A 21612-nucleotide genomic window follows, 5' to 3' on the forward strand; every position below is an offset into this window, starting at 1 on the left:
GCCATTCCCGGCCGCATGTAGCGACACATTCCGCACTCAAGGAGATTTGCCGGGCGAAAGCAATGCCATCTTGGTGACGGTTGCGCATTACCTCAGAAAATTTAAGCAGGGTAGTCGATTAAGGGTTGTAATTTTCCCGTTAATGTTGGTTAATGATCATGTTTTGTTCTTGTTGGAGGATGACGCGATGATCGCGATCTTGAGGCAGATGTCATACCTTCTTTCGGCGTTCCTCATGATCTTTTCGGCGGGGGCGCAAGCTGCTGAACAGAAGGCGAGGGAGGCGGGACGGACCAGGGCGGTCTTTTCCGTCAGCTGGCAGCCGGGCTTCTGCCGAACCCGGCCTGAACGACTCGAATGCAAGGCCGAGACGCAGGATGGCTTTTCCGCCATGCATTTTACGCTGCACGGCCTCTGGCCGGTCGGCAAGAGCTATTGCGGCATCGATGCCGCTGTCAAAGCACAGGACCGCAAGGGCAAATGGCTGGAATTGCCGCGCCCCGAGCTTGCCAATGAGGCGATGGTGACGCTCGCGGCCGTCATGCCCGGTGTGCAATCCGGCCTCGACCGTCATCAATGGCTGCGAAGCGGCCGCTGTTATTCCGCGAGTGCGGAAGCGTATTTCGAAGGGCAGATGCGCTATCTCGATGCCCTGAACCGCTCGGCCGTGCGCAGCCTGTTCGTTGAAAAGCTCGGCGGGATGGTGACGGAGCAGGAGGTGCGGCAGGCTTTCGATACCGCCTTCGGTCCGGGTGCCGGCGAGCGAGTACGTCTTCATTGCGCAAAGACGGGCAAGGAGACGATCGTGACGGGGCTTACGATCGGGCTCGGCGACAGCGGGGCCGTTACGCCGGTCAGTGCCTCTGCCGGTACCGCAGGGCAGGGGAATGCGGGCTCTGCGCTGTCGGCGCTCATCCTTGCCGCCGATGCCACCCACGGCAAATGCGCAAGCGGCACCATTGCGCGCGCGGAAGCCCGGTAAAGCGGAGATGTCGCCGGTTTCGAGATTGCTCCTTGGGGATAATTCGCCTACATAGCGGGCAAATTTCATTCCGTCGGAGCAGAGCTTAATGGCACGCCAATTCATCTTTCACATGTCGGGGCTGAGCAAGGCCTACGGCGCTAAGAAGGTTCTCGATAATGTGAGCCTGTCTTTCTACCCGGACGCCAAGATCGGTATCCTCGGCCCGAACGGCGCCGGTAAGTCGACCGTGCTGCGCATCATGGCGGGCCTCGACAAGGAATATACCGGCGAAGCCTGGGTCGCCGAAGGCGCGACCGTCGGTTATCTCGCGCAGGAGCCGCAGCTCGATCCGAACAAGACCGCGCTGGAAAACGTCATGGAAGGCGTTGCCGACAAGACGGCGATCATCGAGCGCTACAACGAACTGATGATGAACTATTCCGACGAGACCGCCGAGGAAGGCGCCCGTCTTCAGGACATCATCGACGGCCAGAACCTGTGGGATCTCGAAAACCAGGTCGAGATGGCCATGGACGCGCTGCGCTGCCCGCCGGGCGATGCCGACGTGACCAGCCTTTCGGGCGGTGAGCGTCGTCGTATCGCGCTTTGCCGGCTGCTGCTGTCGAAGCCGGACCTGCTGCTGCTCGACGAACCGACCAACCACCTCGACGCCGAAACCATCGGCTGGCTGGAAAACCACCTGCGCCAGTATCCGGGCGCGGTGATCATGATCACCCACGACCGCTACTTCCTCGACAACGTCACCGGCTGGATTCTCGAACTCGATCGCGGCCGCGGCATTCCCTACGAGGGCAACTACTCGGCCTACCTGCTCGCAAAGGCCAAGCGCATGCAGCAGGAATCGCGCGAAGACGCTTCCCGCCAGAAGGCGATCAGCCGCGAGCAGGAATGGATCGCCTCCAGCCCTAAGGCCCGCCAGTCGAAGTCCAAGGCCCGTATCAAGGCCTATGACCAGCTGGTGGAAGCGGCCGAAAACATCCGGCCGACCGATGCGCAGATCATCATTCCGGTGGCCGAGCGCCTCGGCAACGTCGTCATCGAACTCGACGGCATCAGCAAGTCCTATGGCGACCGCCTGCTGATCGACAATCTCTCGCTGAAGCTGCCGCCGGGCGGCATCGTCGGCGTCATCGGCCCGAACGGCGCCGGCAAGACGACCCTGTTCCGCATTCTCACCGGCCAGGAGCAGCCCGACAGCGGCTCGATCCGCGTCGGCGACAGCGTGCAGTTCTCCTACGTCGACCAGAGCCGCGATGCGCTGGCCGGGGAAAAGACCGTCTGGGAAGAGATTTCAGGCGGTGCCGAAGTGGTCAAGCTCGGCAAGTTCGAAATGAACTCGCGCGCCTATTGCGGCGCCTTCAACTTCAAGGGCGGCGACCAGCAGCAGAAGGTCGGCAATCTCTCGGGTGGTCAGCGCAACCGCGTTCACCTCGCCAAGATGCTGAAGTCCGGCGGCAACGTCCTGCTGCTCGATGAACCGACCAACGACCTCGACACCGAAACGCTTGGTGCGCTCGAAGTTGCGCTCGAGAACTTCGCGGGCTGCGCTGTCATCATCAGCCACGACCGCATGTTCCTCGACCGTCTTGCGACCCACATCCTCGCTTTCGAAGGCGACAGCCATGTCGAATGGTTCGAGGGTAACTTCGAGGATTACGAAGCCGACAAGATCCGCCGCCTCGGCCCGGAATCGGTCAACCCGAGCCGCGTCAGCTACAAGCGCCTGACGCGCTGAGGCGTTTCGAGCGGGCGGCGCGAATGGCCGCCTGTAAGTCTTGGAAAGGGCGGCCTCGCAAGGCCGCCCTTTTTGCTGCGGGACAGGGGTATTTGGGGCGCTTGGTGGCCACTTGCGTCTCCCTTCTCCCCGCTGGGCCACCGATGGGCCTCTTCATTTCTCTCAACACCCAATTTCCGAGTTGCACCGCATCCTGAAATCACATAAACATATCTTTATGTGTTGATGGGGTTTTTGATGGCAAACGCACAGGGCTTGGGATTGGATGCGCTGGTCGACGTCCTGAAGGCGGCGGGGGAGCCGACGCGGATGCGTCTTCTGGCGCTGCTGTCGGCCGGCGACCTCACCGTGACCGATCTTACCGAAATTCTCGGCCAGTCCCAACCGCGTATTTCCCGTCACCTGAAGCTGCTCTCCGAAGTCGCCCTCATCGATCGTTATCAGGAAGGTGCCTGGGCCTATTTCCGCATGAAGAACGAAGGGGCGCCGGTCCGGCTGGTGCAGGACATGCTGTCCGCCGCCTCCGAAGCCGATGCTGTGCTGGCGCGTGACAGCGAGCGTCTTGTGACCCTGAAGCGGGCGCGGGCGGAAAAGGCGCAGGCCTATTTCAGCCGTAATGCCGGCGAGTGGGATGCGCTGCGGCGCCTGCATGTCAGCGAAGCCGATGTCGAAGCGGCGCTGAAGCGCGTGGTCGGCGATGCGCCGGTCGATACGCTGCTCGACCTCGGTACCGGCACCGGCCGCATCCTGCAGCTGTTCGAAGGTATCTATCGCCGCGGCATCGGCATCGATGCCAGCCGCGACATGCTGGCAGTGGCGCGTGCCAATCTCGACCGCAGCGGCACCAGCAAGGCGACCATCCGCCACGGCGATATCTTCAACCTGCCGCTCGATGGCCAGGCTTTCGATCTCGTCACCATCCATCAGGTGCTGCACTTCCTGGAGCAGCCGGAGGCGGCGATCCTGGAGGCGGCTCGCATGTTGGCGCCGGGCGGCCGTCTGGCGATCATCGATCTTGCCCCCCATAGCCTGGAGCACCTGCGCGACGAGCACGCACACGTCCGCCTCGGCTTCTCCCATGCGACGATGGCCGAATGGCTGGAGCGGGCAGGGCTTTCGGTGGAGAAGGCGGTCGATTTGAAGCCCGAGAGCGACCGGCAGCTGACCGTGACCATCTGGCTTGCCCGCGACCGGCGCGCGGCAGAGCCGAAGACGAATGACAATGCAGGGGACGTCGAGCGTACCCGTTATGCCCAGGCGGGGAGGAACTGAACCATGGCGATCCACACGCTTTATCCGGCCGAGCGCGGCAATCTGCGGCTCTCCTTCGAATATTTCCCGCCGAAGAACGAGGAGATGGAGACGCAGCTGTTCGACACCGTCGAGGCCCTGTCGGTCTTTTCCCCGTCCTTCGTCACGGTCACCTACGGCGCCGGAGGCTCGACCAAGGCGCGGTCGCTGACCACCGTCTGCCGCATGATCAAGGATACCGGGCTTCTCAACACCGCCGCCCATCTCACCTGCGTCGGTGCCGACAAGGCCGATGTCGATGCGGTCGTTAATGAGTTCGCGACCTGCGGCGTGCGCCATTTCGTGGCCCTGCGCGGCGATCCGCAAGGCGGCATCGGTTCCCGTTACGAACCCTTTGCCGGCGGTTACGAGAATGCCGCAGCCCTCGTTGCCGGTATCCGCGCCAAGGGCGATTTTGAAATCTCCGTCTCCGCTTATCCGGAAAAGCACCCCGAAAGCGCCGATGTCGCTACCGATATCGATATGCTGAAGCGAAAGGTCGACAATGGCGCGACGCGTGCGCTCACCCAGTTCTTCTTCGATAATGACGATTTCGAGCGTTATTTGGAGCGGGTGCGCCGCGCCGGCATCGCCATCCCGATCGTGCCGGGCATCCTGCCGATCAACAATTTCGGCCAGATGCGCAAATTCGCCGGCCTCTGCGGCGCGCGCGTGCCGGATGCGATCGCCACCCGCCTTGAGCATCTCGACGATCAGCCGGTCGAGCGCTTCAAGGAGGCGACCCATATTGCCGCCGAGCAGATCGTCGATCTCGCCCGTCGCGGGGTGCGCGATTTCCACCTCTATACGATGAACCGCTCGCCGCTGATCGCCGCCGTTTGCGATCTCGTCGGTTTCGAGCGCAGGCCGGTGGTTGGCCATGCCCGCCATGAAGGCGCGGCCGCCTGACGGCAAAGCATCTCTGAAAAACGGAAAATCCCCGCCGGGTTGCCGACAGGGATTTTTCAGTTGAGGCAGTCTGGTGCCAGCATCCGCATGCTGCGTTCAAGATGCTGTCTGGCTGCAATGGCTCGGATAAAATCCGATTATCTGATCTCCTGGCGCTTCAGATGAAAAGCATGGTTGCGACGAAGACGAACGCTGCACTTATCATGAGGACATTCAGCGAATGCGTAAGTCCCATAATCGGCCCTCCTTGCGTTAACGTCTGAAAGATAGGGTGAAAACCCGACGTGTCAAAGCGGATTTTATGCTGCGCTGCGATAAGGAAACGCCCAATTTCCGTTATGCACAGGGCTAATATATTGTTTAAAAACGTTTTTCATTTCGCCACATTTTTTTCACAATCGCATCGATTTCGTTAATGTGAACGGATGAAACATCCCGTGAAGGCATCAGGCCGATACAGCCTCAAACCTCCGTTAACCTGTCATTAAGGCGCGGACGAGCCGGCCGTCGAGCACGATCAGGCCGAGTGCGATCAGCGCCATGCCGGCGAGATCGGCAGTATGCAGGGTCTCCCCGAGGAAAAGAAACCCGAGTAGCACCGCGCTCGGCGGCACCAGCAGGGTGACGAGAGAAGCGTTGGTTGCGCCAGCGCGCCCGAGAATGCGGAAATAGAGGATATAGCCATAGGCGGTCGAGATCAGCGCCAGCGCCAGGATGGCGGCGATCACCGGCAGGCCGGGCATGGCGAGCTCCCAGGGGCGATCGAGCATGAGGGACGCCGGCAGCATGATGACAGTCGAGGCTGTCATCTGCCCTGCCGCCGTCACCGGCGGCGCGAGATCGCGAAAACCCTTGCCGTAGATGGCAGCGAAACCATAGCTGATCGCGGCGCCCACCGGCAGAAGCAGCGCCCAGAGCGGCACGCCGCTCTCCGGCGAAAGGCCGGTAAAAGCGCTGGGGCCGATCAGCACGGCGGTTCCGCCAAGGCCGAGCAGGCAGCCGGCGATCTTCATCGCGCTCAGCCGCTCGTCGGATGTCAGGACATTGGCGATCAGCACGGTCCAGACCGGCGTCGTGGCATTGAGGATCGCGGCGAGGCCGGCGCCGATCTGGGTTTGGCCGAGAAAGATCAGCGTGTGCGGAATGGCGTTGTTGATGAGGCCCAGCAGCAGAAACTGCCGCCAGCGCTTTGCAAACACATCATAAATGCCGTGGCGTCCGGCGATGTAGATCTGTAGCGCCAGCGCTGCCAGCCCCACCCGCAGCAAGACCAGCGTGAAAGGCGGAACAGCCGCGACGGCGATGCGCGCGAAGAAGAACGAGCCGCCCCAGATCAGGCCGAGGAGGCAGAGCAACCCCCAGGTGGAGGCCGCCATACGGGTCGCCTGCGGCAGGGCTGCCGGCGCCGTCTGTGCATCTCGAATTTGCTGCATATGCCTTGACCTTCCGGCGCCTGATTTGAAACATTGTGAGGGAGTACGGATTTCGGCGGCGGGCCGCCACCCGATTCGTGCCGTATCGTGATTTGGTTCATTCGAGGAGCTTGCGCTGGAAACGTTGGACGCTGCTGCGCAAACTGCATCCCATGGCGACCAGAGCCTCGTTTCCATTGCTGTCGTGGTCGCCGTGGCGGCGTTGCTCGGGCTTGGTTTCCTGCGTCTGCGCTAGCCGCCGCTCGTCGGCTTCATCCTCGCCGGCATCGCGCTCGGCCCCACCGGTTTCGGGTTGATCTCCTCCAGTGGCAACGTCACCCTTCTCGCGGAGATGGGCGTCGTCGTGCTGCTGTTCTTCATCGGCATGGAGCTTTCCGTCAAGGCGTTCACGCTGACGCTGCGTCAGGCGCTGCTGGTGGCCGGCGGGCAGGTGGGGGCGGCGCTGGCGGTCGCCGTTCTGATCGAGCTGATGACTGGCGCAAGCCTTGCCGAAGGCATGATCCTCGGCTTTGTCGCGGCGATGTCATCCACCGTCGTCGCCATGAAGATGCTGGAGGATATGGGCGAGCTTCGCAGCGAAACGGGCCGCATCGCCATCGGCGTGCTGATCGCGCAGGATGTCGCCGTCGTGCCGATGCTCATCCTCGTCTCCAGCCTCGGCGGCGGAGAGCTGGATATCGTTTCGATCGCGGTGAAGATGGTCGTCGCCATCGGGCTTCTGGCGGGGCTGCTGTGGTGGTTCGGCCACCGCAGCAAGCTGAAGATCCCCTTCAGCGAAACCATGGAAGACAAGGTCGAGATCCTGGCGCTCGGAGCTTTGGCGCTATGCTTTTCGGCGGCGGCGGTTTCCGGTGTGGCCGGCATGTCGCCGGCCTATGGCGCCTTTCTCGCCGGCATCCTGCTCGGCAATTCGACGCTGCGCAGCCGCATCATTCCCGTCATCGAGCCGATCCAGAGCGTGCTGCTCGTCGTCTTCTTCCTGTCCATCGGCCTGTTGATCGATCTGCCCTTCGTGTTTGACCATTTGCTGTTGCTGATGGGCGCGGCGGTGATGGTGATCGCGGCCAAGACGGTGCTCAACATCTTCCTGCTGCGCAAAACCGGCTCCTCGCCGCAGATCGCGCTGATCGCCGGTCTTTCGATGGCGCAGATCGGCGAGTTTTCCTTCGTTCTGGCCGCCGCCGGTTTCTCGACCGGCGTTCTGCAGCTCGATACCTACCGGCTGGCGATTACCGTCACGGCGATTTCGCTGTTGGTCTCGCCCGTCTGGGTGAACCTGATGCACAGGATGGAAAATATCGCCTCCGAAGAGCTGCACGATTACCGTGAAGCCCTCGCGATCGCCTATGCCCGCGAAGGCGAGGCCTTTGCCGGCGCGCGCTGGTCGATCCGGCTCCGATACCGCGCCTTCCGTCTCGCCCGCCATCATCGCAAGCTCAGACGCGCGCAGCAAAAAGGGCCGGAAAACCGGCCCTAAGAGTTGTATCAGCAGTGCTTGCTCTGCTCAGAGCGCGTTGAGAACGCCTTCCGTCGCCCAGCCATCGGCGGGCAGGCCGAGCCGCTGCTGTTCCTTCTGCAGCGCCGCGCGGGTGCCGGAGCCGAGAATGCCGTCGATCTTGCCGACATCGTGGCCCATGCCCTGCAGCTTGGTCTGAAGTGCCTTCATACCGTCGTTGCTCAGGCCGGGTTCCGGGTTGCCGCCATTGTAGGGCGGTGCGCCGTTGAGGCGGGTGGCGAAATAGGCGGCCGAGGTCGTGTAGATGAACGACTGGTTCCATTCGAGATAGATATTGAAGTTCGGATAGGTCATGAAGGCCACGCCCTTGCGGCCCTGCGGAATGACCACCGAAGCGGCAAGCTGCGGGAAGGACGTGTTACCGTCGCGCGGCTTGACGCCGAGCTTGAACCAGTCGCCGGCCGTCATGCCCGGCTGCAGGCCTGTCTTTTCCCAGGGCAGGTTTTCCGGCACGCTGACTTCCTGAATCCAGGGCTCGCCGGCCTTGTAGCCGAGGCTGGCGATGAACTTCGCCGCGGTCATGATCGCATCCGGCGAGCTTTCCTTCAGCTTCACATGGCCGTCGCCATCGCCATCGACGCCCTGGGCGATGATGTCTTCCGGCAGCATCTGCACCTGGCCGATCTCGCCGGCCCAGGCACCGGTCGTCGTTGCCGGGTCGAGGTCGCCGTGCTGGACCATCTCGATGGCGGCGATCAGCTGCGGGCGGAACATTTCCGGGCGGCGGCAGTCATGGGAGAGCGTCACCAGCGCGTTGCGGGTGTTGAAATCGCCCTGCACGGCGCCGAAATCGGTCTCCATCGCCCAGAAGGCGGTGATGACGGCGGCCGGAACGCCGAATTCCTTCTCGGCGCGATCGAAGACGGCGGCATATTCCTTCATCTTCTTGGCGCCGATATCGAGGCGCGCCTTGCTGACGGTGCGGCTCGAAAACTCGGTGAAGCTCTGCTTGAAAACGCCCTGCGCGCGGTCACGGCTCAGCACCTTTTCGTCGATCTTCGCACCGGCCAGCGCCCGGTCGACGACATCGGCTGGAATGCCCTTGGCGACGGCTTCGCTTTTCACGCCCGCAAGAAAGGCCGAAAGATCGCCGCCGCAGGCCGGCGCCTGCTGGGCGAAGGCCGAGGAGGCAACGAGAGAGACAAAGGCGGTGGACAGAAGCAGGGGCCGAACACGGCGGAACATCGCAAATCCTTCAAGAGTTGTTCGCGCTGCCGACGAACGGGCAGCGCGCGAGGTTTTCGTGAAAGTGATGTCCGCCCCATGACATGTCATTGGGGCGGAAAGAAGAAATGCCCGGCGGTTAACCGTTAAACAGGTATCCGTTCAAGGGCTTATGCGCGTGTCTTCAGGCTCAGTTCTGCGCGACCTGCTGGGGCTGCGAGACCGCCGAGACCCAGTTCTTCCAGTTCTTGGCGGAGCCGGCAAAGACGTTGATATCCGTATCGCCCTGAATGCCCGGCACGACACCGGTGCTGGTATATTGCCAGAAGGCCCAGCGGCGCTCGGTATAGATCTCTGTCGGATGCTTGGCCACCGAGCGCACCCAGAAATGGTGGTCGTTGAACTGGCCGACGAGATTGTCGCGGTGGAAATCGACCGACGTGTAGATGATCGGCCGCTTGCCGTAGTAGGCTTCGAGGCGGTCCATAAAGCGCTTCATTTCGCTCTGCACGGTCAGCGCCGAGGGGCGGAAGCGGCAGGTCTTGGATTCGTTGTTCCACTCGACATCCAGCACCGGCGGCAGGTGCACGGCGCTCTTCGGAACATTGGCGATGAACCAGTCGGCCTGTTCGTCCGCCGTCGAGCAGAAATAGTAGAAGTGGTAGGGCGCATAGGCGAGACCGGCGGCGCGCGCGCCCTGCCAGTAGTCGTTGAAGCGGGTATCGACCCGGTCCTTGCCCTCGGTCGCCTTGATAAAGACGAAGGAAACGCCGGAGGCGCGGACCTTGCCCCAGTCGACGTCGCCGTTCCATTTGGAAACGTCGATGCCGTGGATCGCCTGCTGATGCGGCGTGCGCGCGCCAAAATCCTGCGGGTCCTTGTCGTGGAAGCGCGGCGGGATGGAGGCGGTTGAAACGAGGTCGTAATCGCCGTAGGTGCAGGCCGAAAGAAGCGTCAGGATTGGCAGCAGAGCCAGAAGGTGCCGGCGCATGGGGTTCCCGTTTCGAAACGATCGATGATTGCGCCTCAAATGACGGTGTCCATGATGTGACGATCCCCCCGGAGGCTTGCCCCCATAATCGCCCCATCATCGTAAAAATTGGGTTATTTTCAAGCTGGAAATGATGGAAGAGGGCAGTCGCCCGTTCATCCGGCCTGGCGATAGGTGGCAAGCCAGGCATAGCCGCCACCCAACGAGCGGAATTCAAGCCGCGCATTCGCACGATCCGCCCGCTCCTGTAGCACCTCTTTGAGGTCGGGTCGGGGCGTGACGTGGAAGCGGACAAGCCAGGCCTTGAGCGCAGTTCCAACGAAGCCGGGCAGGCGTTCCTGCTGGCCGAAATCGGCGATATGCAGCGACCCGCCGGGCTTGAGCGCTGCGATGGCGGCATCGATCGCCGCTTCCCAATCAGGGATCATCGACAGGGCATAGGAAATCACGATGCGGTCGAAACCATCCGTGCCGAACTGTCCTGCGGAAAAATCCGTGGCGTCGGCGACGCGCAGCACTGGGGCGTTCCGGCCGAGTTTCGCCTCGGCGCTCGCCAGCATTTCCGCCGATATATCCAAGCCATGGAGCCGGCAACCGGGAAAACGGCGGGCGATCAAGGCAAGGTTGCGTCCCGTGCCGCAGCCGATTTCCAGCACGCTGCCGCCGTCGGGCACGTCGAGGTCGCGGATCAGCGTGTCGCGGCCGAAAAGATAATATTTCCGTGTAAAATCATAGATGTGCCGCTGGTATCTGTACATCCGGTCCATGCGGGCCGCATGGCTGTCGAGGGAAAGGCTCACGGCTTCTTCCTGTAGATGTGGAACCCGCCATAGATGGCCGAGCGGTCCTTGCGGCCGAGGTCCAGCGAGCGTTCGGCATCGTAGTCCCACTGGCCGAGCAGCGTTTCAGAGAGCCGGCCGGGGAGGATGCTGTCTTCGGCGGCGGTGCGGAAGATGACCATGGCATCCGGCGTTGCCGTGCGGCTGATCTCGCTCCAGAGGTGGTTGAGCTGCGCATCCGTCATCCAGTCCTGCGCGTCGAGCAGCACGTAGCGATCGACGGAACTCGCCGCCTTGCCGGCAAGAAGCTCGGTGAAGCTCGCGTGGTGAACCTTCACGCGGTCAGCGCCGTCGCGGATGGCGTCGCGGCTGCCTTCCTGAAGGTAGAGCGGCAGCGTGCCCTCATGCGCCTGCGGGTAACGGCGGGCGAAGGCCTGCCAGGCGAAATAATTATCCTTCAGCGGAAAGTGGCAGACGAGCTTTTCCAGTCGGCCGCGCAGCACGCTGGAGAGCGAGCGCTCTTCGCTGAGCCGCGCCAGCTCGTCGAATTGCTGCGGCGGAATGCCGAGGCCGAAAAGCGAGCTTTTGCGCGCCGTGATCCAACGCACCACCGGACGGTCGAACAGCGGCGCAAGGCGTTCGTCGAAGAACTGGCGCTGTTCGCGGATCGAGCGGGCCTTCACCAGCTCCTGGGGATCGACGCCGTGCAGGCGCGCGAGCAGATGGCCAAGGCCGATGAAGCGGCCGAGCAGGCCGGTGCGATAGATGTTGCGCGAAAAGACGCGGATGCGCCGTCGTCCCGTCAAGTCGCGGCCGCTCCAGTAGGCGCGGGTCTGGCGGTCAAGCTTCGGCGCGATGAAGAGGTCGTAGGCCTGGGTGTTGCTGGCGGTGCCGATTTCGGCGAAGAAACGGCGCACGTCGCCATGGCTCGGCAGATGGCGGAAGGCGGCAAGCTTCAGCCGGTTCAGGGCGATGTGATGGCGGTTGAGATCGACCACGTCGATCCCGGCCGGGCCGGCAGAGAGATAGGCGAGCATGTTGCAACCACCGGAGCCGATGGTGACGATTCGGTGGTGCGGCGCGATCCGCATCGCTTCCATATCGACGGCCGGGTCTTCCCATATCTGCGGGTAGACGAGGCCGGAAAATAGAAGACCGAACAGCCGTTCGGAGAATCCGGCGGGGCTGAAGGCATCGTGCTGGAGAAGGGCGGTCTTGAGCTTGGCTTTGGTGCTGCCATAGCCGGCATCGGGGGCGAGATCAGTCATTGCGCTGCCATCCGTTGTGAAGTTGCCCGCTTCTATGGCCGAACGGCTACAGTTTGATGACGCAGCGACGGGAGAGGCCGCGGCCGAGAGCCGCCGGTTTCCGGCGCAATCCGCGGGAAGGCTTTGTTAAACATGGGGACCGCGCCGCCGCGCAACCCGAGCCGCATTCACGATTTGGTAGCGAAATCGTTTATACAGTCTCCACAATTTTAGGAGTGCCACGTTTTCCGGTGCTGGCCGTGGCCACGCCGATTGCAGCAGAATCAATCTGTCGGGATAAACATGATGTTGAAACCGTTTTCGATCAGCACCGATATCAGGAACACCATGATCGGTGTCGCAATCGGTGCCGCCACCTCCGTCGCCGTGCTGTCCGCTCCCCGGCTCTTTGTCGAGGGTTTTGCCGTTTCGCCGGTCGGCGGCGCTCTGTTTGCTGCCATCCCGTTTCTTGCCGGCGCGATGTTCGTCCAGAGCCGCCGCTCTCGCGCACGCCTTATCGCCGAACTCGACCGCCACCGCGAAACCGAGGAGCGCCTGTCGCAGGCCGTCCATACCGATCAGCTCACCGGCATTGCCAATCGCTTTGCGCTGGAGCGCGATCTCGCTGCAGCGGGCGGGCAGGGCGAAGAGTCTTATCGTGGCGCGCTGCTGCTTCTCGACCTCGATCGCTTCAAGTTCGTCAACGACACGATGGGCCACGATGCCGGCGACCAGTTGCTGGTCGCGCTCAGCCAGCGGTTGAGCAGCATGCTGCAAGGTATGGCGAACGTCTATCGCCTCGGTGGAGACGAGTTCGTGGTGCTTTTGGCGGGAGCGCCGTCCGAGGGTAAGATCGAGGATGTCTGCGCGCTTATCAAGACCCTCTTCGCCGAACCTTTCGAGCTGCAGTCCGGCCGGTTCTGGACCTGCGCGAGCATCGGCGTGGCTCGTGCCGAGGATGGCGACGGTTCGATGTCGGACATGCTGAAGCAGGCCGATCTCGCCCTCTACAGGGCCAAGGAGCTGCCCGGCAGCGCCCATGTCTATTACTGCGGCGAGATGGCTGCCGAAGCCTGCCGCAAGCTCGAGATAGAGCACGACCTGTCGCGGGCGATCGCAGACGGTGAGTTCTTCCTCGAATACCAGCCGATCGTCGGCATCGAAAGCCGGGCGGTGCGCTCCTTCGAGGCGCTGATCCGCTGGCGTCATCCCGAAAAGGGCATCATCCAGCCCGATCTCTTCATCAGTGCCGCCGAAAAGACCGGCATGATCCTGCCGATCGGCAGCTGGGTGATGCGCACCGCCTGTCTGGAAGCAGCCCGCTGGCCATCGCCCATGGGTGTCGCCGTCAATGTCGCGGGCGACCAGTTCAAGGATGTCGCCTTCGTCGATCACGTCAAACAGTGCCTTGCAGAGGCCGGGCTTGCGCCGGGGCGGCTGACGATCGAGGTGACCGAATCGATCTTCTCGGTCGATGCCAGGACGATCTGTGACAGTCTGGCGGAACTGCGCGCCCATGGCGTGCGGGTGGCGCTCGATGATTTCGGCATCGGCTTTTCCTCGATCAACAACCTTCGGCGCTTCCCGCTTGACCAGCTCAAGGTCGATCGGTCCTTTACCAAGGCGATGCTCGCCAACCGGCGGGATGCCGAGCTTGTCGATATCATCCTGCAACTCGGCAACACCTTCCAGGTCTCCACCACCATCGAAGGCATCGAGACGGAAGGGCAACTGGAGTTCGTGCGTGCGCTCGGGGCCTCCGAGGCGCAGGGTTTCCTGATCTCGCGCCCGGTTTCGGCCGCCGATGTGATGGGGCTTCTCGAATGCGACCGGCTGGCGGCCGAAAGCCGGGCCGTCTGACGAAACGGCCGGTCTCGACGATTTGATCGCCGCCTGCTCTTCCTAAATGCCGGGAATCCTGTTCTTCTGGCTGCGCTCTTTTGAATTGCAGGCGGGCTGCGGCCCGTCGTTGCGCGAGACAGAGGCGAGTGCATGCGGATAGTCTTGAAATGGCTTGCGGGTATCGTGTTTGCGCTGGTGGCCTCGGTTGCGGCCTGGCTTGCCCTATGGCCCCCGGAACTGCTTCGGGTCGGTGATGCCTATGCCGCAAAGATCGTCTGCTCGAACGTCTTTCTGGCGGGCCGTGATGCGTCGCAGGTGCTGGCCGAGGACGTGCAGGCGCCCGGCCATCCGCTGTTGCGCTTCATCCGTATCTCCGTCGACGACACCCGCAAGTCGGTGACCGCCCGCATGTTCGGCTTTGCCGCGCCGGGACACGCGATCTATCGCGAAGGGCTTGGCTGCACGACGGTCGTCGATGGCGATTTCGCGGCCTTTCCGGGCAACCGCCAGCTGCGGCGGCGCGGCGGGCCGGGCGATGACACCAAGCCCTGGCCGGACGGCGACGGGATCGCTACGGAGCCGGCCGTGCAGGCCGTCGTCGCCAATGACAGCCTTGCCGGTCCCGGCCTGCGTGCCCTGGTCGTCATCCGCAACGGCCGCATCGTCGCCGAGCGCTATGGCGAAGGCTTCGACCGCGAGACGCCGCTGCTCGGCTGGTCGATGACAAAATCGGTGACGGCGGCGCTCATTGGGCTTCGGGTGCGCGACGGCCGCATGGCGCTCGACCGTACCGAACTTCTGCCGGAATGGCGCAACGATCCGCGTAGCCGCATTCGTGTCTCCGATCTCATGGCCATGCAGAGCGGACTTGATTTCAACGAGGATTACGGCTCGGTGACCGATGTCACCCGCATGCTGTTCCTCGAAGGCGACATGGCCGGCTTTGCCGCGAGCAAGCCGCTTGCGGCGACGCCGGGTACCCGCTTCAGCTATTCGAGCGGCAGCACAACCATTCTCGCGCGGCTGTGGATGAGCACCTTCGACAGCACCCGCGAGGCGCTGGTCTTTCCGCGCGTAGCGCTCTTCCGGCCTCTCGGCATGAACAGCGCCGTCATCGAGCCGGATGCGCACGGCACCTTCGTCGGCTCGTCCTACATGTATGCGACGGCGCGGGACTGGGGGCGGTTCGCGCTCTTCCTGCTGCGGGGCGGCGCCTGGAACGGCCAGCAGATGCTGCCGGAAGGGTTCGTGGATTTCATGCGCACGCCGACAGCGGCCTCCGATGGCGCCTATGGGGCAGGGCAGGTCTGGACCCGCATCGGCCGCGACCGCTCGATCGCGCTGCCCGCAGATGCTTACTGGATGCAGGGCCATGACGGGCAGACGATCATGCTCGTGCCCTCGCTCGATCTCGCCGTGGTGCGGCTGGGGCTGACCCCGTCATCGCTGGGCTATGACGTCCGGCCGCTGGATGCGGAGATCGTCAAGGCGATCCGGTGAGGTGAGGCAGATTTGGTTTGTGAAGCCTGCTGCTATGCTATGCCGCTCTCTATCACTTCCGTCTTGGTCGGGCTCGTCCCGACAATCCATGCCGCGGGGCGTGGCCCCTCGGGTCGAGCCCGAGGGTGACAACCGGAGGATGAGAGGGAAGAGGACAAGGACGCGGAGGCCGGAGAGCCGCGGAGTAAGTGAGCAAAGAGTGGGCAGGCCCCAACCACAAACAAAAAAAGGCGGCCCTCCGGCCGCCTTTTCAAAATCCATGCTACGCCCGCTCACCGCATATCGAGGTCGTCGAGCAGGCCCTTGCGCTTGGCGGTGTAATAGTAGCCGCTGGCATAGAGCTTGACCGCGCCGTCATGCTTGTTGTCGGCAACGATGAAAGCGCCGCGCAGGTATTTGGTTGCGTATTTCAGGTTGGTCTCGGCGTCGAACAGGCCTTCCGGCGGGCCGTCGTAGCCGAGGCCCTTGGCCGTGTTGTAACGGATCTGCATCAGCCCGTAATTGCCGTTGTGATAGGCGCGGGGATTGTAGGTGCTCTCGCGCTTGACGACGCGGTGCACGAGCGCTTCCGGTATGCCGTTGAGCTTGGCGTAATAGGAAATCAGCTTGTCGAGTTCCGGGCGCGAACTGGTGGTGTTGGCAGAAAGCGCGGTCACGACTGCAGCAGGTTCCGCCGTTGCGGGGGCAAAGGCGGCGCTTTCGCCCGGACGCGGCATCGGCACGATCATCTGCCGGGCGACGAGGTTTTCAAGGCCCATCGGCTCGCCGGTGTCGAAATCCGATTCCATCGCGGCGATGGCATACATGCCCTGCGGGATCTGCGGGGAAGCGCCGTAGGCGACGGGCTGCACCTTTGCCGCGGCGTCCTGCGGAACGGCCGATGCCATCTGCACGGGGGAGGCTGCGACCTCTGCTTCGACGGCAGCGACGGCCGTCTGCGGAATATCCGGGCGAGCCGTGGGCACGCCGGGGTTGCCGGGAACGACGAAGCTGGTGGCGGCGGCTGCGGCGGCGAGATCGACCGGTGGTGCGTCGGCATAGGCGGTCGCCGCGACTGCGGTCTCCGTCGCAGCCGGTGTCGCCGTGGCGGCCGCCTGGGTGGCGGTCATCGCGCCGAGCTGGGCTGCGGCCTGCTGGGCAGGTGTGAGCGCCGTCTTCTGGGTCGCGTAAGCGGAGGCGGATGCGCCGTTGGCGGGGACAGGGGCTGCGTAAGCGGCGGTCTGCTGAGGCTGCGGTTTCGGGGTCTGAATCGCCGACAGTTGCTTGGTCGAGGTGTTGTCGACGCTGGAGCAGCCTGTGATCAGCGCTGCAGAGGCGATGGCGCACGCCGTAAGCAGCTGATTCGAGAGGGAAAAACCGATTTTAGCCATGCCGTCGCTTTCCTGCTGCCGGGCGCGTGCGCCGCTTGCAAATCAGCAGCCTTGGGCCGCCGGAGGTTGGCCTTCATTAACCTATGGGGCGCCGGATCGCAAGCTGTGACGATTAACCAGGCCTAGATGCGCCGCAATCCGGCCGTCAAAACGCCCGCTCCGATCAGCAGCGAACCGCCCGTCCGGTTGACGATTTTCTGGATATTCGGATTGCGGATCGTCTTTCGCGCGGCCGATGCCATGAGGGCGTAAGTGGACGCATTCAGCGTCGCCAGCACCAGGAAGGTCGCCTCGAAAATCACCATCTGCGGCACGAGCGGCAGGGTGGTATCGAGGAACTGCGGCAGGAAGGCCACGAAGAACACGATGCTCTTCGGATTGAGCGCCGTGACGACATAGGTGTGCAGGAAGATGCGCAGCGGCCGTTCCCTGGCGGTCTCCGTCTCCGTGGTGGCTTCGGTCGCCCCGACCGGCGCGCGCCACAGCTTGAGGCCGAGCCAGATGAGATAGGCCGCTCCGATCCATTTCAGGACGGTGAAGACGCCTGCCGAGGTCGCCAGCAGTGCGCCGAGCCCAAGCATCGAGGCGGTCATGGCCGTGAAATCGCCGAGTGCCACGCCGGCGACGAGGGCGCCGGTGGTCTTGCGGCCGTGGCCGAGCGCATAGGAGATGACGAGGAGAATGGTCGGACCGGGGATTGCCAGCATGATGGCGGAGGCCGCGGCGAAAGCGAGCCAGTGTTCGATCGATATCATGATATCCCCCTCGTGAGCGGCGCCGATAAGCGATCAGGGGAGCAAGCCACGCGGCGGCGGTGGGGTCAAGCCCGCCGCGTGGGTGTTTTCAGGGGTTGTCTCAGGCGGCGCGCCAGGGCTGGCCGATGGCGCCCATTACGTCGCCGAACCACTTGGCCGACGTGTCGAAATGCTTGCCGCCCTTGATGCGCGGGAATTCGATGGTGCGCAGCTTGCCGTTCTGGTCCTCGTCGTGGCCGGTGACGCCGGAAACCTTGTTGAGGGCGCTTTCGACGGCGAGGTCGACCATGCTCTGGATCAGGCGCAGGTCGTCGCGGTTGGCCGGCGCGGAGCGGGCGTAATAGCCGGATTTCTGCACCATGGCGCGTTCTGCGCCGAGCAGGTTGGCAAACTGCTTGGAGAACCAGTTGCCGACATTGATCGTGTCGATCTTCACATGGCCGAAGGCATCGCGCTTGACGGTTTCGCCGGCGGCTTCCCGTTCGGCAACGATCGCATCGAGGCAGGCGCCTTCGCTGACGAACAGCGTGACGAAACCGACCTTGTTCATGACGCCGCGCAGACGCTCGGCCTCGGCCTGCAGGTCGAAGGCCATCTCCGGCAGATAGAGGCCGTCGATGTTCTTCATCTGCTTGTTCATCATGAAGCCGTCGACGAATTCCTCCTTGTCGGTCATCTGCATGTAGGCGCGGGCGGTGGCGGCGGTCAGCCAGCCGCAATGGCGGCCCATCACTTCATGCACGACAAGCGTCTTGGGGGCGGCACTCTGTTCGTTGCTGACATTGTCGAAGAAGCGGGCACCGTATTCGGCCGCCGTCCAGGCGCCGAGCGACTGGCGAACCGGCACGACGTCGTTGTCGACGGTCTTCGGCAGGCCGACGACGGTGAGGTTGTAGCCGTTGGCGCCGAGATAGGCGGCGAGGTCGGCCGCCGTCGTGTTGGTGTCGTCGCCGCCGATGGTGTGAAGAATGGTGATGCCGTCCGAGGCGAGGCGCTCGGCGGCGACCCGCAGCGGGTTCTCACCTTCCTTGACGAGGCCGCGCTTGACGCAATCGGCGGCATTGGTGAGCTTGACGCGGCTGTTGCCGATCGGCGAGCCGCCGTGGCGGTGCAGGATCGCAGCCTTCTCGCGCATGTCGCGGGTGATTTCGATGCGGTCGGCGAGCAGCAGGCCCTGGTAGCCGGAGCGATAGGCGACCAGTTCGATATCCGGGGCGATGTCGGTGTAACGCTCGATCAGCCCGCCAACGGCGGACGAGAGACACGGTGCGAGCCCACCGGCGGTGAGCATTGCGACTTTCTGCTTGGCCATGATTTCTCCTCGGTCATCGGCTCGGGGACAAGCCCCTCCTGCTGAGTGTCTAGCGCAATTCCTATGGAAGGGAAATGACAGCGAAAGGGCGCTCACAGGGCTTTCGCCGGCTGCGGCGTCCTATTCTTTGGTATGGGGCGGCCCGCATCCGGTGGGGCGGCGTTTCCCCCGCTGTGTGTCGGGTCGGCGAAAGACCGTCTTTCGCAATCATTTGAAAAAATGAGTGAAAACAGCTTCGCAAAAACCGGCGGCGGTCGCTTTGGCGAAATGTTGAGGGCCATCACAAAATCGTCATAACGCTGCGTCCAGGGGGCGGATCGCTTGCATTTCGGCCGCATATCTGTTCAAGCTGTTTATCCGTAGCGGCAAAATCGAGGCCGCCGCATTTCCGTCTTCCGCACACGCTTTTGTCTTCTGGGGATCGGAACAGGCCATATGGGAAAGAACGCACCGATGACATTCTGGGACAGCCTGGTCGGTTTCGTCGCCGCGACGGGCAATGCGCTCGCGGGCGTCGTCGAGGCGATCCGCACGCTGTTCGAGGGCGATCCCGAAACCCGCCGCAAGGTGGCCTTTTCCGTCGCGATGATCGCGCTGTCCGCCAAAATGGCGAAGGCCGATGGTGTGGTGACCGAAACCGAGGTCGCTGCCTTCCGCGATATCTTCAAGTTCCCGGACGATCAGGCGCAGAACGTCGCCCGCCTCTACAATCTGGCCCGTCAGGATGTCGCCGGCTACGAGGCCTATGCCGAAAAGCTCGCCTCGCTCTGCGTTTCCTGCGAGCAGAACTGCCCGGTGCTGGAAGACATTATCGACGGGCTGTTCCACATCGCCAAGTCCGATGGCGCGCTGCATGAGAACGAAATGGTCTTCCTGCGCCGCGTCGCCGAAATCTTCCGGATGAAGGAAAGCCGCTTCGACGAGATCATGGCCCGGCATGTGCATGCCGAGGGCGTCGATCCCTACAAGGTGCTCGGCGTTTCGCCGAAGGACGATTTTGCCGATATCCGCCGCCGCTACCGCGTGCTCGTCAGCGAAAACCACCCCGACACGCTCTTTGCCCGCGGCGTGCCGCAGGAGTTCCATGCGATCGCCAACGACCGCATGGCGGCCCTCAATGCCGCCTATGAGGCGATCGAGAAAGAACGCCGCGCCGCATGACTTCGTTTTCTGCCGACTACGCCAAGGCACGCGTCGTGCCGTCGCCGAACCATGGCGAACGGGCAGGGGGCCTGATGCCCGATATGATCATTCTGCACTATACAGGCATGCCGACGGCGGAAGGCGCGCTCGACTGGCTCTGTCGCGAGGAGAGCCAGGTGTCGTGCCATTATCTCGTCTATGAGGATGGCCGCGTCGACCAGCTCGTGCCGGAAAGCCGCCGCGCCTGGCATGCGGGCAAGAGCATCTGGCAGGGCGAGGGCGATATCAACTCCCGCTCGATCGGCATCGAGATCGCCAATGCCGGGCATCCGAGCCTGCCGGATTTTCCGAAAAAGCAGATCGATTCGGTCGTCGAATTGTGTCGGGACTGTGGCGAACGCTGGTCCATCGCCCCGGAAAAGGTGCTTGCGCACAGCGATGTCGCCCCGATTCGTAAGGTCGATCCGGGCGAAAATTTTCCATGGAAAGCGCTGTTCGAGGGCGGTGTGGGGCATTGGGTTGCGCCGACCCCCATCGGCGGCGGACGTTTCTTCCAAAAAGGCGATCAGGGACAGCCGGTCGAGGCGATCCAGTCCATGCTCGGGCTCTATGGCTACGGAATTGAAGTCACAGGCAATTTCTGCGAGAAGACCGAAGGCGCGGTTGCGGCGTTCCAGCGCCATTTCCGGCAAGTGCAGGTGGATGGCATCGCCGATATTTCCACCCTCGATACGCTGCACCGGCTGCTCTCGTCCCTGCCGAAATTCGCCGCCTGAAGGGCCTTTCCGCAAGGTCGTTTCCCGACCCCTGACCGGGGCGGAAATCGCTAATTTTGTGCACTGCCACACGAATACCACGATGCGCCGGTCTTTTCTGCGCCGTACCGAAGCGCAGGTGATGCCGGGCCTCCAAGTCCTTTCCTGCCGATAACGACAGCAAGTGGAGCGGCAGGACGGGGTGCGTCCGGTGGGCCGTGTCCACGACTATTGGAGACTTCAAACTCGATGCGAATTACCAAGGGTGCTGCGGTTGCGGCATGCTTCTGCATGCTCGTTTCCAGCGCGACGACGACCTATGCCGGGGGCATTCAGGACGAAATCATCAAGACCGAAGCTATTCCGTCGGTAGAGCGGACAACCGGCTATCCGAAGCCGGACATCGCGCTGCAGCCGACCGCCTATAGCGACCTGATCGAGGACTATGCCGAGGAATACGGCGTTCCGGTCGATCTCGCCCATGCGATCATCAAGGTCGAAAGCAATTACAATCCGAAGGCGCGCGGCAGTGCCGGCGAAATCGGCCTGATGCAGATCAAGCCCACGACGGCGCGGATGATGGGCTACAAGGGCGGACGCACCGGCCTCTTCGATCCGGAAACCAACATCAAGTTCGGCATGAAGTATCTCGCCCAGGCGCATCAGCTGTCGGGCGGCTACACCTGCGGCACGGTGCTGCGTTACAATGCCGGCCATGGCGCCAAGCGCATGAACCCGGTCTCGCGCCGTTATTGCGGCAAGGTGCAGGCCATTCTGGGCTGACGCTGTTCGAAGGGGCGGGCACTTTTGTCCCGGCCCTTGCAAATGCCGGATTGGTTTTTCGCGTACCGGCGCTTTGCGCTTTTCCCGTCTCTCGTGCTATCCC

General features: G+C 63.1%; 17 protein-coding genes and 1 pseudogene. 10 read left to right on the forward strand and 8 right to left on the reverse strand.

The features are described from left to right. The first annotated feature begins 46 nt into the window (after positions 1–46). From ASC86_RS14635 to metF, 4 genes are all read left to right on the forward strand, one after another. Positions 47–982, forward strand: coding sequence for a ribonuclease (locus tag ASC86_RS14635; protein ID WP_244477610.1), 936 nt, complete (start codon positions 47–49; stop codon positions 980–982). A gap of 88 nt (positions 983–1070) precedes the next feature. Next, the gene (gene ettA / locus ASC86_RS14640) at positions 1071–2720 is read left to right on the forward strand and encodes an energy-dependent translational throttle protein EttA (protein ID WP_056322316.1); all 1650 of its coding nucleotides are present in this window, start codon (positions 1071–1073) and stop codon (positions 2718–2720) included. A 237-nt stretch (positions 2721–2957) separates the two neighbouring features. Then, a complete protein-coding gene (locus tag ASC86_RS14645; protein WP_056322658.1) occupies positions 2958–3992 on the forward strand; it encodes a metalloregulator ArsR/SmtB family transcription factor in 1035 nt (344 codons plus the stop codon). Positions 3993–3995: 3 nt separating this feature from the next. Next, positions 3996–4919 carry a methylenetetrahydrofolate reductase [NAD(P)H] gene (metF, locus tag ASC86_RS14650; protein WP_056322319.1) on the forward strand — a complete coding sequence of 308 codons (924 nt, stop codon included), beginning with the start codon at positions 3996–3998 and terminating at the stop codon, positions 4917–4919. A gap of 473 nt (positions 4920–5392) precedes the next feature. Here metF and ASC86_RS14655 read toward each other — a convergent pair whose 3' ends face one another. Continuing rightward, a complete protein-coding gene (locus tag ASC86_RS14655) occupies positions 5393–6295 on the reverse strand; it encodes a DMT family transporter (protein WP_082510201.1) in 903 nt (300 codons plus the stop codon). 304 nt (positions 6296–6599) lie between these two features. Between ASC86_RS14655 and ASC86_RS14660 the strand changes: the two are divergent. Then, positions 6600–7829 (forward strand): annotated as a pseudogene (locus ASC86_RS14660) (cation:proton antiporter); the annotation flags it as partial. Between the two features lie 27 nt (positions 7830–7856). Here ASC86_RS14660 and ASC86_RS14665 read toward each other — a convergent pair. The 4 genes from ASC86_RS14665 to ASC86_RS14680 form a co-directional block, all read right to left on the reverse strand. Beyond that, positions 7857–9053, reverse strand: coding sequence for a lytic murein transglycosylase (locus tag ASC86_RS14665; protein ID WP_056322327.1), 1197 nt, complete (start codon positions 9051–9053; stop codon positions 7857–7859). Between the two features lie 169 nt (positions 9054–9222). Then, entirely contained in the window at positions 9223–10023 is an 801-nt protein-coding gene (locus ASC86_RS14670) for a GH25 family lysozyme (protein WP_056322330.1), read from the reverse strand. 155 nt (positions 10024–10178) lie between these two features. Continuing rightward, entirely contained in the window at positions 10179–10790 is a 612-nt protein-coding gene (locus tag ASC86_RS14675; RefSeq protein ID WP_056322661.1) for a class I SAM-dependent methyltransferase, read from the reverse strand. A 29-nt stretch (positions 10791–10819) separates the two neighbouring features. Continuing rightward, positions 10820–12070 carry a DUF3419 family protein gene (locus ASC86_RS14680; RefSeq protein WP_056322332.1) on the reverse strand — a complete coding sequence of 417 codons (1251 nt, stop codon included), beginning with the start codon at positions 12068–12070 and terminating at the stop codon, positions 10820–10822. Between the two features lie 285 nt (positions 12071–12355). Between ASC86_RS14680 and ASC86_RS14685 the strand changes: the two genes are divergently transcribed. After that, complete coding sequence (locus ASC86_RS14685; RefSeq protein WP_056322335.1) at positions 12356–13909, forward strand: bifunctional diguanylate cyclase/phosphodiesterase; 1554 nt, start codon at positions 12356–12358, stop codon at positions 13907–13909. 132 nt (positions 13910–14041) lie between these two features. After that, the gene (locus tag ASC86_RS14690) at positions 14042–15391 is read left to right on the forward strand and encodes a serine hydrolase (protein ID WP_056322338.1); all 1350 of its coding nucleotides are present in this window, start codon (positions 14042–14044) and stop codon (positions 15389–15391) included. Positions 15392–15663: 272 nt separating this feature from the next. Here the strand turns inward: ASC86_RS14690 and ASC86_RS14695 are convergent, their stop codons facing one another. The 3 genes from ASC86_RS14695 to ASC86_RS14705 all read right to left on the reverse strand — a co-directional run bounded on the left by ASC86_RS14695 (position 15664) and on the right by ASC86_RS14705 (position 18828). Next, positions 15664–16761 (reverse strand): lytic transglycosylase domain-containing protein, encoded by a 1098-nt coding sequence (locus tag ASC86_RS14695; protein WP_056322340.1) that lies wholly within the window; start codon positions 16759–16761, stop codon positions 15664–15666. Positions 16762–16883: 122 nt separating this feature from the next. Continuing rightward, on the reverse strand, positions 16884–17513 hold the full coding sequence (locus ASC86_RS14700) for a LysE family translocator (RefSeq protein WP_056322664.1): 630 nt from the start codon (positions 17511–17513) through the stop codon (positions 16884–16886). A gap of 103 nt (positions 17514–17616) precedes the next feature. Beyond that, the gene (locus ASC86_RS14705) at positions 17617–18828 is read right to left on the reverse strand and encodes a pyrophosphate--fructose-6-phosphate 1-phosphotransferase (RefSeq protein WP_056322343.1); all 1212 of its coding nucleotides are present in this window, start codon (positions 18826–18828) and stop codon (positions 17617–17619) included. A 453-nt stretch (positions 18829–19281) separates the two neighbouring features. Between ASC86_RS14705 and ASC86_RS14710 the strand changes: the two genes are divergently transcribed. From ASC86_RS14710 to ASC86_RS14720, 3 genes are all read left to right on the forward strand, one after another. Further along, entirely contained in the window at positions 19282–19989 is a 708-nt protein-coding gene (locus ASC86_RS14710) for a DnaJ family molecular chaperone (RefSeq protein WP_056322666.1), read from the forward strand. Continuing rightward, on the forward strand, positions 19986–20747 hold the full coding sequence (locus ASC86_RS14715; protein ID WP_056322345.1) for an N-acetylmuramoyl-L-alanine amidase: 762 nt from the start codon (positions 19986–19988) through the stop codon (positions 20745–20747). The genes ASC86_RS14710 and ASC86_RS14715 overlap by 4 nt, the downstream gene beginning before the upstream one ends. A gap of 228 nt (positions 20748–20975) precedes the next feature. Continuing rightward, positions 20976–21509, forward strand: coding sequence for a lytic transglycosylase domain-containing protein (locus tag ASC86_RS14720; protein WP_056322347.1), 534 nt, complete (start codon positions 20976–20978; stop codon positions 21507–21509). Positions 21510–21612 lie beyond the last annotated feature (103 nt).

It is taken from the genome of Rhizobium sp. Root1212 (assembly GCF_001424985.1).
GTDB lineage: Bacteria > Pseudomonadota > Alphaproteobacteria > Rhizobiales > Rhizobiaceae > Pararhizobium.

Bases quoted from the DNA above. Each gene is read 5' to 3' on its own strand.
- ASC86_RS14675 (WP_056322661.1), bottom strand. From the start codon at position 10,790: ATGGACCGGATGTACAGATACCAGCGGCACATCTATGATTTTACACGG.
- ASC86_RS14690 (WP_056322338.1), top strand. From the start codon at position 14,042: ATGCGGATAGTCTTGAAATGGCTTGCGGGTATCGTGTTTGCGCTGGTG.
- ASC86_RS14670 (WP_056322330.1), bottom strand. From the start codon at position 10,023: ATGCGCCGGCACCTTCTGGCTCTGCTGCCAATCCTGACGCTTCTTTCG.
- ASC86_RS14715 (WP_056322345.1), top strand. From the start codon at position 19,986: ATGACTTCGTTTTCTGCCGACTACGCCAAGGCACGCGTCGTGCCGTCG.
- ASC86_RS14665 (WP_056322327.1), bottom strand. From the start codon at position 9,053: ATGTTCCGCCGTGTTCGGCCCCTGCTTCTGTCCACCGCCTTTGTCTCT.
- ASC86_RS14645 (WP_056322658.1), top strand. From the start codon at position 2,958: ATGGCAAACGCACAGGGCTTGGGATTGGATGCGCTGGTCGACGTCCTG.
- ASC86_RS14710 (WP_056322666.1), top strand. From the start codon at position 19,282: ATGACATTCTGGGACAGCCTGGTCGGTTTCGTCGCCGCGACGGGCAAT.
- ASC86_RS14655 (WP_082510201.1), bottom strand. From the start codon at position 6,295: ATGGCGGCCTCCACCTGGGGGTTGCTCTGCCTCCTCGGCCTGATCTGG.
- ASC86_RS14685 (WP_056322335.1), top strand. From the start codon at position 12,356: ATGTTGAAACCGTTTTCGATCAGCACCGATATCAGGAACACCATGATC.
- ASC86_RS14720 (WP_056322347.1), top strand. From the start codon at position 20,976: ATGCGAATTACCAAGGGTGCTGCGGTTGCGGCATGCTTCTGCATGCTC.
- ASC86_RS14695 (WP_056322340.1), bottom strand. From the start codon at position 16,761: ATGGCTAAAATCGGTTTTTCCCTCTCGAATCAGCTGCTTACGGCGTGC.
- ASC86_RS14705 (WP_056322343.1), bottom strand. From the start codon at position 18,828: ATGGCCAAGCAGAAAGTCGCAATGCTCACCGCCGGTGGGCTCGCACCG.
- ettA (WP_056322316.1), top strand. From the start codon at position 1,071: ATGGCACGCCAATTCATCTTTCACATGTCGGGGCTGAGCAAGGCCTAC.
- ASC86_RS14680 (WP_056322332.1), bottom strand. From the start codon at position 12,070: ATGACTGATCTCGCCCCCGATGCCGGCTATGGCAGCACCAAAGCCAAG.
- metF (WP_056322319.1), top strand. From the start codon at position 3,996: ATGGCGATCCACACGCTTTATCCGGCCGAGCGCGGCAATCTGCGGCTC.